11 protein-coding genes are annotated in these 13044 nt (G+C 67.8%); 8 read left to right on the top strand and 3 right to left on the bottom strand.

Going from position 1 to position 13044, the window contains the following annotated elements:
- Positions 1-123 precede the first annotated feature (123 nt).
- The 5 genes from ABI385_RS00315 to ABI385_RS00295 all read left to right on the top strand — a co-directional run bounded on the left by ABI385_RS00315 (position 124) and on the right by ABI385_RS00295 (position 3923).
- A complete protein-coding gene (locus ABI385_RS00315; RefSeq protein ID WP_348101727.1) occupies positions 124-1818 on the top strand; it encodes a class I poly(R)-hydroxyalkanoic acid synthase in 1695 nt (564 codons plus the stop codon).
- 206 nt (positions 1819-2024) lie between these two features.
- Positions 2025-2273 carry a hypothetical protein gene (locus ABI385_RS00310; RefSeq protein WP_348101726.1) on the top strand — a complete coding sequence of 83 codons (249 nt, stop codon included), beginning with the start codon at positions 2025-2027 and terminating at the stop codon, positions 2271-2273.
- A 251-nt stretch (positions 2274-2524) separates the two neighbouring features.
- Positions 2525-3013 (top strand): MaoC family dehydratase, encoded by a 489-nt coding sequence (locus tag ABI385_RS00305; RefSeq protein ID WP_348101725.1) that lies wholly within the window; start codon positions 2525-2527, stop codon positions 3011-3013.
- A 133-nt stretch (positions 3014-3146) separates the two neighbouring features.
- Positions 3147-3524: a helix-turn-helix transcriptional regulator gene (locus ABI385_RS00300; protein ID WP_348101724.1), complete on the top strand. Its 378-nt coding sequence runs from the start codon at positions 3147-3149 to the stop codon at positions 3522-3524.
- 111 nt (positions 3525-3635) lie between these two features.
- A complete protein-coding gene (locus ABI385_RS00295; protein ID WP_348101723.1) occupies positions 3636-3923 on the top strand; it encodes a hypothetical protein in 288 nt (95 codons plus the stop codon).
- 254 nt (positions 3924-4177) lie between these two features.
- Here ABI385_RS00295 and ABI385_RS00290 read toward each other — a convergent pair whose 3' ends face one another.
- On the bottom strand, positions 4178-5035 hold the full coding sequence (locus ABI385_RS00290; RefSeq protein WP_348101722.1) for a PAC2 family protein: 858 nt from the start codon (positions 5033-5035) through the stop codon (positions 4178-4180).
- Between the two features lie 328 nt (positions 5036-5363).
- Between ABI385_RS00290 and ABI385_RS00285 the strand changes: the two genes are divergently transcribed.
- Positions 5364-6014, top strand: a complete 651-nt coding sequence (locus tag ABI385_RS00285; protein ID WP_407068207.1) for an HAD family hydrolase — start codon at positions 5364-5366, stop codon at positions 6012-6014.
- A gap of 91 nt (positions 6015-6105) precedes the next feature.
- Here ABI385_RS00285 and ABI385_RS00280 read toward each other — a convergent pair whose 3' ends face one another.
- Together ABI385_RS00280 and metH are read right to left on the bottom strand one after the other, a co-directional pair.
- Positions 6106-7107, bottom strand: coding sequence for a PD-(D/E)XK nuclease family protein (locus tag ABI385_RS00280; RefSeq protein ID WP_348101720.1), 1002 nt, complete (start codon positions 7105-7107; stop codon positions 6106-6108).
- A gap of 93 nt (positions 7108-7200) precedes the next feature.
- Complete coding sequence (metH, locus tag ABI385_RS00275) at positions 7201-10947, bottom strand: methionine synthase (RefSeq protein ID WP_348101750.1); 3747 nt, start codon at positions 10945-10947, stop codon at positions 7201-7203.
- A 174-nt stretch (positions 10948-11121) separates the two neighbouring features.
- Here metH and ABI385_RS00270 point away from each other — a divergent pair, with 174 nt between their 5' ends.
- On the top strand, positions 11122-12360 hold the full coding sequence (locus tag ABI385_RS00270; RefSeq protein WP_348101719.1) for a site-2 protease family protein: 1239 nt from the start codon (positions 11122-11124) through the stop codon (positions 12358-12360).
- Positions 12361-12531: 171 nt separating this feature from the next.
- Complete coding sequence (locus ABI385_RS00265; RefSeq protein WP_348101718.1) at positions 12532-13026, top strand: single-stranded DNA-binding protein; 495 nt, start codon at positions 12532-12534, stop codon at positions 13024-13026.
- The last annotated feature ends 18 nt before the right edge of the window (positions 13027-13044 follow it).

The raw sequence follows: 13044 nt of genomic DNA, 5'->3' as shown, positions 1-13044 counted from the left end.
CGACACCCAGGGACGCCGCGAAGCCGGGCTTGGCGTCCAGCAGAGCACGGTCCGTCAGAACACTGTCTGGAGCAACGTATGTCTCAACCATTTCCGGATCCCACGCGATGGTTTGCCCATCTCATGACATCAGAGCGGCCCAGTTTGTGGCCGACCGTCGAGATCGCCGATCCCACGAAGGCCCTCAGCGCGGCCGCGGAACCCTGGACAACGGCGGTATCAGAGTTCACGAAGTGGCAGCGCAACGGTTTGCAACAGGCGGCTGCCGCATGGGCGGCGGCCATCCCGGGAGCAGGTAAAGCGGCCGAGCCCATGACGGACAAGCGGTTCGCCGGGGAAGCATGGAACAAGGATCCGCGCTTTGACGCGTTGGCCAGGGCATATCTCGCGCATACCAAGCTCATGCGCGAGGCACTGGAGGCGGCGCCGCTGGACGAGCGAAGCAAGGCGCAATGGGGTTTCGCGCTGCGCCAGGTAACCGATGCGCTGAGCCCGGCAAATATGCTCGCGACGAACCCGGAGGCGCTGCAGCTGGCAGTGGAAACGGGCGGGGCCAGCCTCGTTGAAGGCATGCGACTGTTCACCGAGGACCTGGCGCACGGCCGCGTCCAGATGACCGACACGACGGCCTTCGAGGTGGGTCGCAACGTCGGTGCGACTCCCGGCAGCGTCGTTTATCAGAACGAGCTCATCCAGCTCATCCAGTACACCCCCACCACCGCGCAGGTGTATGCGCGTCCGCTCGTGATCATCCCCCCCTGCATCAACAAGTACTACATTCTCGACCTGCAGCCGGCGAACTCCTTCGTCCAGCACGCGGTGGCGCAGGGGCACACGGTGTTCCTGGTTTCGTGGCGCAGTGCCGGCCCCGGACAGGAGACCCTCACGTGGGACGACTACATCGAGCAGGGTGTGCTGCGCGCCATCGACGTGGCGCGGCGCGTGAGCGACACCGAGACGGTCAACACGCTTGGCTTCTGCGTTGGTGGCACGCTGTTGGCCAGCGCTCTGGCGGTGCGAGCGGCTCGGGGCGAGCACCCAGCGGCCAGCCTGACCTTGCTGACCACGATGCTTGACTTCAGCGAGACCGGCGAGATCGGCCTGCTCATCAGCGAGCGAGGTGTGGCTCAACGCGAAGCCGCGGTGGGTACAGGTGGCCTGGTCAAGGGCATCGAGCTGGCGCAGGTGTTCGCGTCGCTACGAGCCAACGACCTGATCTGGCCATACGTCGTCAACAGCTACCTCAAGGGAAAGCCCCCGCCCGCCTTCGACCTGCTCTACTGGAACAGCGACGACACCAACCTGCCCGGGCCCATGTTCTGCTGGTACGTGCGGAACACCTACCTGGAGAACAAGCTGCGGCGGCCGGGGGGGACCGTGCAATGCGGCGAGCCGGTTGACCTTGGCGCGGTGCAGATCCCCGCCTTCGTCTACGCCTCCAAGGAAGACCACATCGTGCCGTGGCAGACGGCATACGCCAGCACGCAGCTCTTGTCCGGAGAGGTGACGTTCGTTCTCGGGGCGAGCGGGCACATCGCCGGGGTGATCAACCCGCCGGCGAAGAACAAGCGCAACTACTGGACGTCTGGGGGGAGCCGGTCAACGGACAGCTCCGGTGGTCCGTCACGACTGGAGTCCGACCCCGACCACTGGTTCGAGACCGCCGAGAGTATCCCGGGCAGCTGGTGGCCGGCCTGGATCGACTGGCTGGTACCGCTCTCAGGGCCTCAGGTGCCCGCACGGACGGAACTGGGCAGCTCCGAGTTTGCGCCGATCGAGGAAGCTCCTGGCCGCTACGTCAAGGAAGAAGCATCCTGATCGACCGGTGACGGACGGGCGCCCCCGCCTGCGTGGGCGGCTCCGCCCTCGTCGGTATCCCACCGCGGCCAGGCGTCCGGGGTCCGCGGCGCGGAGGTGGCCGTGCGGAAGGTGGCGCCGTCCAGTTCATCTGCTCCGCTTGACAAACTCCGCAAAGCGCGTAGTATTTCAAGCGCAGAAACACATCGACCAACCCAGGAGCAGACATGACCACCACGACAGTCCCCGACTACACACAGATCGTCCTCAAGGCCCATGCGGCCGCGCGGGAGATCACCCATGCGCAGGCCGACGCCGTGCGCGCCTACGCCGAGCTGGGTGCCCCGTTCACCGTTCCCACCGGCGGAAACCTCCCCGACCCGACAGCCACGGTCGACGGAATCTTCGACTACGCCCACCAGGCGCTCGGCATCCAGCGCGGCTTCGCCAAGCGGGTGACCGCCGCAGCGGTGTGAGCCGGCGGTCACAGACGTCCACCGGGCCAACGGGCGGGTGGCGCCGAGTGGCGAACACGGCGGGTTGCGGTCCTCTGGGCCGCAGCCCGCTTCTGTCGTGTATGCATGGAGGACTGGCCGGTAGCGCGCCCTGTGCGTCAGGGTGGGGTCCGCTGACCGGTCGCCGGAGGTCGAAGCATTCCCTTGGTCGCCGCGCGGTGGTTAACTCGTTATACCTGCTGTCGATGTAGCGCCGATCCTGGAGTCGCCATGTGAGTACCGACGTCGCGCCTGATGGGATACACCAGCCGCTGGTCATCGTGGGCCTGCAAGGCCTGCGTGAGCGGGCCGGCACCACGCTGGGTGTCAGTGAGTGGGTGACGATCGACCAAGAGTCCATCAACACCTTCGCAGGGCTCACGGGCGACGAGCAGTGGATCCATGTCGACCCAGAACGCGCCAAGGACGGCCCCTTCGCGGGCACCGTGGCCCACGGGTTCCTCACCCTCAGCAAGTCCACCGGTCTGCTCTGGAATGTCGCGGTGGTCGACGGAGTGGGGGTGATCCTGAACTACGGCCTGAACAAGGTCCGGTTCCCCTCACCCTTACGCGCGGGGTCACGGGTGCGGATGCACGTGTCCGTAGCGGAGGCCAAGGAGGTCTCCGGTGGGTTGGAAGTCGTCTACCACCTCGAGTACGAAACCGAGGGTCAAAGCAAACCGCCATGTGTCGCCGACCTGGTCTTCCGCTACTACTCCTAGCGTGACGCTGAGAGACCAGTATTGGAGCGCGCGACTCCGCGGCATGGGGCCGCACCCGCGGCCTCGTCGTGGGCGGGGCCCACCTCCGTGACACAGTGGTCGCGAACCGGCGACACGGAGGTAACGGGACGTCATGGCGATCGACGACGAATGGGATCCGAGGCTTCGCCAGCTCGGGGAGTACATCCGAGGACAACGGCAGATGGCCGACCTGTCCCTGCGTGGACTGTCGCAGCTGACGCAGGTCTCGAACGCCTACCTCAGCCAGATAGAGCGCGGACTTCACCAGCCCTCGTTGCGGGTCCTGGAATCCATTGCTGTGGCTCTCAACCTTTCTTCCGAGACACTGTTGTCCCAGGCCGGAATGAGACAGGGCAGCTCCGCCACCGGACCGACCGTGCATGCCGACACAGAGACGGCGATCCGGACCGACCCAGATCTGACTCCCGAAGCTCAGGACACCCTGATCAGGGTGTACCGAGGTTTCAAGCGCCCGCAGGACCGTGCTTGACAACCGTGCTTACAACCGTGATTGACAACTGTGCTTGACAAACAAGGCACAGTGCTTTATATTTAGAGCAGACGGCTTTCCCGCCGTCCCTACGAAGGAGGAGCTAGAGCGATGACCACAGAGTCGACAACCCAGAAGTACACCGAACAGGTACAACAGAGTCAACAGGCCGTGCTGTCGGCGATTGACGCCTGGAACAAGACGGTGCAGGACGCCGTTGCCCAGATGCCCAAGGCCCCTGGCCAGTTCGACGCCACCGGCATGGTCGACCAGGTGTTCGACCTCACCGAGAAGGTCCTGGACATGCAGCGCGATCTGGCCAAGAAGCTGATTACTGCCTCCGGCGCCGCCACCGACATGGCCGCTGGGCACGCCACCGAGCCAACCCCTCAGCAGTAGAGGCCCATTCACACACCCGCGCCCAGCCGACCGGAGGGGCCGGCATCGGTCCGGTCCTTGGAGCTGCTGCGCAGCTGACTATCTCAGCTGGCTCAGCTAGCCGCGCCCAACGGCGTGCGTCGTGTCCGTCCCGGTGTCGGTCAGCGCCAGCGGCCCATCGGCGGGTCAAGCCTATGGCGACCATTCTCCTAGCGCGCTATCCGCCGGCACCCAGGGCGTTCCGATATCCGACCGACGATCGGATGGGGCTTCTGTCAGCGGGCGGTCGGCGGGTCGTCGCCCAGGCGACGGAGGTACTTCTCGAACTCCTGGGCGATCGCGGCTCCACTGGCCTCCGGGAGGTCGGCGGTGTCGGTCGCCTCCTCCAGCGACTGGACGTACTCTGCCACCTCGTCGTCTGACTCCGCGAGCTCGTTGACGCCCCGCTCCCAGGCGCGGGCCGTCTCGGGCAGGTCACCGAGCGGGATCGTGATGCCGAAGAGCGACTCGAGCTTGCCGATCAGGCCGAGAGTGGCCTTGGGTGAGGGAGAGCCGCCCGCGTAGTGCGGGACGGCAGCCCAGCAGCTGAGTGCAGGCAGGCCCGTGCGGCCGGCGGCATCGGACAGGACGCCGACGATGCCGGTCAGGCCCTCATAGCTGCTCGACTCGGCGTCATAACGGTGGATGACGTCCACCGAGTCCGAGGTCGCCGTCACCGGGATGGGACGGGTGTGCGGCACATCGGCGAGGAGCGCGCCGAGGGTGACAAAGGTCGACACCCCGACTCTTTCGGCGAACTCGAGCAGCTCGATCGTGAAAGCGCGCCACCGAGTCGACGGCTCGATCCCTTCGACGAGAACGACGTCGCGGTCGAAACCGGTGTCGCGCGCGACCAACAAGCGGGTCGTGGGCCAGATCACCCGTCGCTGCCCGTCGTCGAGGACGACCTTGGGACGGTTCACCTGGAAGTCGTAGTAGTCCTCGGGATCGAGAGCCGCCACGGCTTCGGCCTGCCAGACGTCGGCGAGATGCTCGATCGCGGCGGAGGCCGCCTCGCCCGCGTCATTCCACCCTTCGAACGCCGCGATGAGAATCGGGTCGTGCAGCGGGGCGACGTCCTCGAACTCCAGCACGAGCACCTCCTCGTTCAGCGGCCGACCCGAGATGGGTCTCTGCCGATGTCTGCCTGTCTCTGACTCTGTCTGCCGGTGTCTGCCTGTCTGAAGATGCGGCGGTGCCGGAACCGTGTGCGTCCACCCTATGCCGGGCTCGTCGGTGGTCCATGACCCTGCTGCGTGACTCCCAGGGCGGTAGTCCACGTTGCCGTCATCTCACCGGCGATGGCTGCGACACGCGGTCCGTCCAGGGCGCCGAGGGCACCTAGACTCAATTGTCGTGACCGCCTCTGCTGCCATCAGACGCACCCGGGCGGCGGGCCTGCCGGCGGCAGTCCTCTGGGACATGGACGGCACGCTCATCGACAGTGAGCCCTACTGGATCGCCGAGGAGCATGACCTCGTCGAGTCGTTCGGGGGCCAGTGGACCGACGAGCACGCACTTGCCTTGGTGGGCAACCCATTAGAAGTCTCGGCACAGTACATCCTCGACCACTCGCCGGTCAGGGCGACCGTCATGGAGGTCGTCGACACGCTCATGCACGGCGTGATGCGCCGGATCGTCGTGGAGGCGACGTGGCGCCCCGGTGCCCTCGAGCTGCTCACCGACCTGCATGCCGCCGGCGTACCCAACGCCCTGGTCACCATGTCGTGGAAACCGTTCGCCGACCTCGTGGTGGGGCTGGTCCCTCCCGGGACGTTCGACATCGTCGTCACCGGTGACGCCGTGGGCCACGGGAAACCACACCCCGAGCCCTACCTCACCGCAGCGCGGCTCCTGGGCGTCGACGCGGGGGACTGCGTCGCGATCGAAGACTCTCCGGCCGGTGTGGGATCCGCAGTCGCCGCGGGGGTCCCAACCATCGCCGTCCCCCACGTGGTGCCGGTGCCCCGGCTCACCGGTGCCGTCCAGGTGCCCAGCTTGCGCGGCATCGGACCGACCGACCTGATGACCTTGGTGGGGGCGCTGCACCGGTCTTCGTCCCAGCCGCGCTAGCCCGACCGGCTCCGCATACCTCGACCTGTCCGCATACCGGTGGGGGAGACGCAAGGCGGTGGGTTTCGGTGGAGTCACCGGGTCGGTCACGTCATTCGTCGGCAGGGGAGACACGACCGGTCTCGACTGGGTCGACGGCGAGGAACATGGCGGCCTCGGGCAGCGGCGGTGGGGTGCCGCCCCAGGCCGGACACAGGGCGCGGTGGTCGCACCAGTCGCAGAGCCGAGACGGGGAGGGACGCCAGTCGCCGGTGGCGGCCGCCCGCTCGATCGCGGCCCACAGCGCCTTGACCTTGCGCTCCGTCGCGAGCAGGTCGGACTCGTCGGGGGAGTAGCGCAGCACCTCGCGGTTGCCGAGGTAGACAAGCTGAAGGAGCTGGGGGATGACGCCGCGGGTGCGCCACAGCACGAGGGCGTAGAAGCGCATCTGGAACAGCGCCTTGGTCTCGAAGTGTTCGGACGGCGACCGACCGGTCTTGTAGTCGACGACCCGCATCGCGCCGTTGGGGGCGACGTCGAGGCGGTCGACGTATCCGCGCAGCGTCAGGCCCCCGACATCGGCCTCGACGTAGAGCTCGCGCTCGGCGGGTTCCAGGTGGGTCGGGTCCTCCAGGGTGAACCAGGTGTCGACGAGGCGGGCCGCGTCGTCGAACCACGAGGCGCGACTGCGGCCCGGGGCGACGACCGTTTCGGTCCGCACCTCGGCCGCAGTGTCAGGGTTCGTGTGGGGATCGGCGATGGGATCGGCGGTGGGACCCGTGTCGATGTCGGTGTCCGAACCGTCGTCGGCCACGACCAGGGCGGCCAGCTCGGGTTCGGACTCCACCAGTCGCGCCCACTCCGGCGCGAGCAGCTGGACGGCGCGTTCCGGCGTGCGCTCGGCTGCGGGCAGGTCGAAGAGCCGTTCGAGGACGGCGTGCACCAGCGTCCCGCGAGCCGCGGCAGGTGAGGGAGGCGAGGGAAGCCGGTCGATGACGCGGAACCGGTAGAGCAGCGGGCAGGACATGAAGTCGGCAGCCCGGCTCGGCGAGAGCGTCCGCGATCGTCCCTCGAGGGGTTCCCTCGGCGGTGTGTACGGGGCGGCAACACTCATACCGACGACTGTATGCGGACCCGCCGACAGCGCCGGGGGCGACGCAAAGGCCTGCGGCGAACTCGCTCGATGTGCAGGCGAGCTAGTCCAGAGCTAGTCCTCCGGCTGATAGCCGAGGTTGGGTCCGAGCCAGCGCTCCGCCTCGCGCACGGCCCAGCCCTTGCGGGCGGCGTAGTCCTCGACCTGGTCGCGACCGAGGCGGCCGACCACGAAGTACTGCGACTGCGGGTGCGAGAAGTACCAGCCGCTGACCGCGGCTCCGGGCCACATCGCCATAGACTCCGTCAGCGAGATCCCGACCCGGTCCTCCACGTCGAGCAGCGACCACACGGTCAGCTTCTCAGTGTGGTCCGGGCAGGCGGGGTAGCCCGGTGCCGGCCGGATCCCGACGTAACGCTCGGCGAGGAGGTCGTCACCGGTGAGGTGCTCGTTCGGGGCGTACCCCCAGATGTCGCGGCGGACCCGCTCGTGCAACCGCTCGGCGAACGCCTCCGCCAGCCGGTCGGCGAGCGACTCCAGAAGGATCGCGTTGTAGTCGTCGACCTGTCCCTTGAACTCGGCGACCTTCTCGGCGACGCCGTGTCCAGCCGTCACGGCGAACGCGCCGACGTGATCGCGCAGGCCGGTCTCCTTGGGGGCGACGAAGTCCGACATCGCCCGGTTGGGCACCCCGTCGCGGTGCTGGCCCTGCTGACGCAGCGTGAACAGCGTCGCTGCCAGCGTCGAACGCGTCTCGTCGCTGTAGACCTCGATGTCGTCCCCCACGGAGCTAGCCGGGAACAGCCCCAGCACACCGTCCGCGCGCAGCCACCGTTCGGCGGTGAGCTGGTCCAGCATCCGCTGCGCGTCGGCATACAGGCGGCTGGCTGCCTCGCCACTGGCCGGGTTGTGCAGGATGTCCGGGAAGCGGCCCTTCATCTCCCAGGCGAGGAAGAACGGCCCCCAGTCGATGTACTCGCGCAGCTCGGCCAGGGGGTAGTCGTGCCAGGTCCGCACGAACTGGGTGATCTCGCGTCGCGGCGCACCGGACTGCCGGGTCAGCAGCTCCTTCTCCTGCTGCGCGATCACGTGCGGGACCGGAGGCCGGTATGCGTCCCAGTCGACGGGCGTTTGGTGCGCCCGCGCCTCGGCGATCGACCGCAGCGGTCGCTCCGTGCCCTTGGCCGCGTGACGGGTTCGCAGGCTGTCATAGTCGGCCTTGATGCCGGCCATCAACGCGGGACGTTGCTGGTCCGAAAGCAGCTGCGAGACAACGGGAACCGAGCGTGAGGCATCCTTCACCCAGACGACCGGGCCGTGGTAGCGCTCGTCCACCTTGACCGCCGTGTGGGCGCGCGACGTTGTCGCGCCGCCGATGAGCAGCGGGATCTCGAAGCCCTGCCGCTCCATCTCCGAGGCCATCGTCACCATCTCGTCGAGGGACGGCGTGATCAGACCGGACAGACCGATCACGTCGGCCTTCTCAGCCCTGGCGGTGTCGAGGATCTTCTGAGCCGGCACCATGACACCGAGGTCGACGACGTCGTAGTTGTTGCACTGCAACACGACTCCGACGATGTTCTTGCCGATGTCATGCACGTCGCCCTTGACGGTGGCCATCACGATCTTGCCTTTGGCGCTGCTCGTCATGTCGCCGCTCGCGACCTTCTCGGCCTCGATGAAGGGGATGAGATAGGCAACGGACTTCTTCATCACCCGTGCGCTCTTGACCACCTGCGGCAGGAACATCTTGCCCGCCCCGAACAGGTCGCCCACGACGTTCATACCGGCCATGAGCGGACCCTCGATCACTTCGATCGTCCTGCCTCCGCGAGCGACGATCTCGATCCGCAGCTCCTCGGTGTCCGACTCGGCGTACTCGTCGATGCCCTTGACGAGGGCGTGCGTGATCCGTTCGTCCACGGGAAGCGATCGCCACTCTTGTTCCGACTCCGGAGTGGGCTCCTCGCCGGCCCTGTTGAACCGCTCGGCGATCTCCAGCAGCCGCTCGGTGGAGTCGGAGCGCCGGTTGAGGATGACGTCTTCGATGCGCTCGCGCAGCTCGGGGTCGACCTGGTCGAAGACGACGAGGGCGCCCGCATTGACGATTCCCATGTCCATGCCGGCCTGGATCGCGTGGTAGAGGAAGACCGCGTGGATCGCCTCGCGTACGGCGTTGTTGCCGCGGAACGAGAAGCTGACGTTGGACACGCCACCCGAGACCAGGGCGTGCGGCAGGTTCTGCTTGATCCAGCGGGTCGCCTCGATGTAGTCCGTGCCGTAGGCGGCGTGCTCCTCGATGCCAGTCGCGACGGCGAAGACGTTGGGGTCGAAGATGATGTCCTCGGCGGGGAAGCCGACCTCGTCGACGAGGATGTCGTAGGCGCGCCGGCAGATCTCTTTGCGACGATGCAACGAGTCGGCCTGGCCCTGCTCGTCGAAGGCCATGACGACGATGGCAGCGCCGTACTTGCGACACAGACGCGCGTGCTCGACAAAGGACTCGACGCCCTCCTTCATCGAGATGGAGTTGACGATCGGCTTGCCTTGCACGCATTTCAGGCCCGCCTCGATGACCTCCCACTTGCTGGAGTCGACCATCAAGGGCACCCGGGAGATGTCCGGCTCGGTCGCGACGAGCTTGACGAACCGGTCCATCGCAGCGACGCCGTCGATCATCCCCTCGTCCATGTTGATGTCGATGACCTGGGCGCCGGACTCGACCTGCTGCCGGGCGACGGTGAGCGCGGTGGGGTAGTCACCCTCCCGGATCAGCTGGCGGAACCGGGCCGAACCCGTGATGTTGGTGCGCTCGCCGACGTTGACGAACAGCGACTCCTCGGTCACGGTCAGTGGTTCGAGACCGGAAAGGCGCAGTGCCGGGGTGATCACCGACGGCTCGTGCGGCGCCTTGCCGTCCACGCCTTTGGCAAAGGCGGCGATGTGGTCGGGCGTCGTGCCGCAGCAGCCGCCGACGATATTGACGAGGCCGCTGGTCGCGAACTCGGTCACGATGGACGACATCTGTTCGGGCGTCTCGTCGTACTCGCCGAACGCGTTGGGAAGGCCCGCGTTCGGATAGCACGACACGAAACAGTCTGAGACGCGGGCCAGCTCGGCGAGGTAGGGCCGGATCTCGTCGGCCCCCAGCGCGCAGTTGAGGCCGACCGCCAGGGGGCGGGCGTGTCGGATCGAGTCGTAGAAAGCCTCGGTCACCTGGCCGGACAACGTGCGGCCGGACGCGTCGGTGATCGTCCCGGAGATGATGACCGGCCAGCGTCGGTCGTGCTCCTCGAACAGCGTTTCGCAGGCGAAGATCGCGGCCTTGGCGTTGAGGGTGTCGAAGATCGTCTCGATCATCAGCAGGTCGGAACCGCCGTCGACGAGACCGCGGGCCTGCTCCAGGTAGGCCTCGACGAGCTGGTCGAAGGTGATGTTGCGCTTGCCCGGGTCGTCGACATCGGGCGAGATGGAGGCGGTGCGGTTTGTGGGGCCCAGCGCGCCGACCACGAACCGCGGCCGGTCCGGCGTCCTGGCCGTCATCGCGTCGCACTCGGCCCGCGCCAACCGGGCCGCCGCGGCGTTGAGCTCGTAGGCCAGGTCGTCCATCGCGTAGTCATGCAGTGAGATCCGGTTGGCGTTGAAGGTGTTGGTCTCGACCAGGTCCGCTCCCGCGGCGAGGTACTCCCGGTGGATCCCGCCGATGATCTCGGGGGCGGTCAGGCTCAGCAGGTCGTTGTTGCCGCGCAGGTCGGTTTCCCAGTCGGCGAAGCGTTCGCCGCGGAAGTCGGCCTCGGACAGGCCGCCCTGCTGAATCATCGTGCCCATCGCACCGTCGAGGACGAGGATGCGTTCGCGCATCAGCGCGGACAGCTGCTCGGTGCAGTCGGGGCGCAGGTCGGCGTCGGTCACAGGAGCCTTCGTTTCAGGGGCCTTCGGTCCACAAGGTTCGATTGACCAGTATGACCGCTGCCTCATACCGCGTGCACAGAGGACGCACCGTGAGGCAGCCCTTCAATGACGTAAGGTCACGGCATGACGGCCGGTCCCGGCTCCGCGCCCCCCGCAGGCCAGGCCTCCGCTGACCGGACGTTCGGCTGGCGCATCGGCGGCATCCGCGGCATACCCGTCTATCTGGGACGCAGCTGGCCTGTCGTGGCCATCGCCGTCGTCGTCCTGTTCGGCCCCAACGTCCGTGACTCGGTCGGCGCCTCCGGTGGGGTGTTCGGGTATGCGGTCGCCGTCGCGTACGCGGTCCTGCTGCTCTTCTCGGTTCTCGCGCACGAGGCCGCGCACGCGCTCAGCGCACTGGCGTACGGCTACCGCGTGGACCGCATCGTCGCCGACCTGTGGGGCGGGCACACCGTCTACGACAGCTCGACCTCCCGGCCCGGGCCGAGCGCCGGGATCGCGGTCGCCGGGCCACTGGCCAACCTGGCGATCGCCGGTGTCGGGTATGCCGTCACCCAGCTGCTCCAGCCCGATGGGGTCCTCGGGCTGCTGCTGGGTGCGCTGACGCTGACCAACCTGTTCGTGGGCGCCTTCAACCTCCTGCCGGGGCTACCGCTCGACGGCGGGTATCTTGTCGACGCGCTCGTCTGGCGGGTGACAGGCGACCGCAACCGAGGCCTGATTGTCGCCGGCTGGCTCGGGCGGATTCTGACCATGCTGGTCGTGCTCTGGTTCGTCGGCCGTCCGCTGCTGCTCGGCCAGTCACCCTCGCTCTACACGATCATCTGGTGCGGCCTCATCGGCGCCTTCCTCTGGTCCGGCGCCTCGAACGCGATCCGGTCTGGCACCAGCCGCCGGGCGATCGAGAGCGTGCCCCTCTCGCGGGTACTTCGGCCGGCGGTGTTGGTCGGCGACCAGGAGAGCGTCGCTGCGGCCTTGAGCCGGGTCGACGGGGCGGGAGCGGGGGTGCGCAGGGACACGGGTCTGCTCACGCCTGGGTCGGGTCGGGCCGGTATGCCTGTGGCGCCACTCGCCGTCGTCGTCACCGATGCGGGTCAACCGGTCGGGCTGCTCGACGTGGACACCGCTCGCGGGATCGACCACGATCGGTGGTCCGAGGTCCGCGTCCAGGCGGTCACGCACCGCCAGCCGGACGGGTGGGTGGTTGCGGTCCCGTCGCGCGACGTCGACGTGTCAGGGGTGGTCGGCGCCCTCGTCTCGCGGCCGGACCAGGTGACGAGGACGATCCTTGCCGTCGGGCCCACCGGTGAGGTGCTGGGCACGGTGACGGTGGACGACCTCAACGCGGCGTTCACCGCCTGAGGACATATCGGCCGCGCTAGTGGTGTCGAACGCACGCATTTGCGAGCGGTGGACACCATCAGTGCGATCAGGGCGGTCAGGTTGTCCACACCCCCCGACCGGTTCGTCCCACGATCCACAGGCGTGGTGACGGGTCTCGCGCAGGAGTTCTCCTGCGAGTTGGCTCGGCGCATGACCAGAACCCGAGCAGCTGCCGCCCCCGCTCATCCGACTGCCCCGGTCGCCTCGATCCCCTCGACCGCCTCGACCGCCTCGACCGCGTCGACCGCCTCGACCGCCTCGACCAGAACCCTGGGGAACGCCAGACGCATCGGCAAGCGGAGCGACGACGATGCCGCCCAGCCGTTCCCGTGGGTCAACGAGGTCCGGCTGGTCGGCCGACTCAGCGCGCTCCCCGATCCTCGAGAGCTCCCCAGCGGCGACGTCGTGGTGCTGCTTCGCCTCGTCATCACCCGGGCCCCGACGCAGCGCAAGCAGCAGGTCGACACCATCGATGTCGCATGTTGGACTCCGATGACGCGTCGGGCCACGTCGCGTCTCGATGTCGACGACGTCGTCGAGGTGGACGGTGCCCTACGGCGGCGGTTCTACAAGGCCGGCTCGGTGACCCAGAGCCGCTACGAGGTGGAGGCCGTGCGGGTCCGCCGCCATCGGGGAGCCACCTGACGTGCGCCGTTTTTCGGG

The organism is Lapillicoccus sp. (assembly GCF_039935575.1).
Taxonomy (GTDB): Bacteria; Actinomycetota; Actinomycetes; order Actinomycetales; family Dermatophilaceae; genus Lapillicoccus.
This window is presented reverse-complemented; position numbering and strand designations above follow the sequence as displayed.

Excerpts from the sequence above, each read along its gene's own strand:
- ABI385_RS00315 (WP_348101727.1), top strand. The coding sequence starts at position 124 with ATGACATCAGAGCGGCCCAGTTTGTGGCCGACCGTCGAGATCGCCGAT.
- ABI385_RS00310 (WP_348101726.1), top strand. The coding sequence starts at position 2,025 with ATGACCACCACGACAGTCCCCGACTACACACAGATCGTCCTCAAGGCC.
- ABI385_RS00300 (WP_348101724.1), top strand. The coding sequence starts at position 3,147 with ATGGCGATCGACGACGAATGGGATCCGAGGCTTCGCCAGCTCGGGGAG.
- ABI385_RS00295 (WP_348101723.1), top strand. The coding sequence starts at position 3,636 with ATGACCACAGAGTCGACAACCCAGAAGTACACCGAACAGGTACAACAG.
- ABI385_RS00285 (WP_407068207.1), top strand. The coding sequence starts at position 5,364 with ATGGACGGCACGCTCATCGACAGTGAGCCCTACTGGATCGCCGAGGAG.
- ABI385_RS00280 (WP_348101720.1), bottom strand. The coding sequence starts at position 7,107 with ATGAGTGTTGCCGCCCCGTACACACCGCCGAGGGAACCCCTCGAGGGA.
- metH (WP_348101750.1), bottom strand. The coding sequence starts at position 10,947 with ATGCGCGAACGCATCCTCGTCCTCGACGGTGCGATGGGCACGATGATT.
- ABI385_RS00270 (WP_348101719.1), top strand. The coding sequence starts at position 11,122 with ATGACGGCCGGTCCCGGCTCCGCGCCCCCCGCAGGCCAGGCCTCCGCT.
- ABI385_RS00265 (WP_348101718.1), top strand. The coding sequence starts at position 12,532 with ATGACCAGAACCCGAGCAGCTGCCGCCCCCGCTCATCCGACTGCCCCG.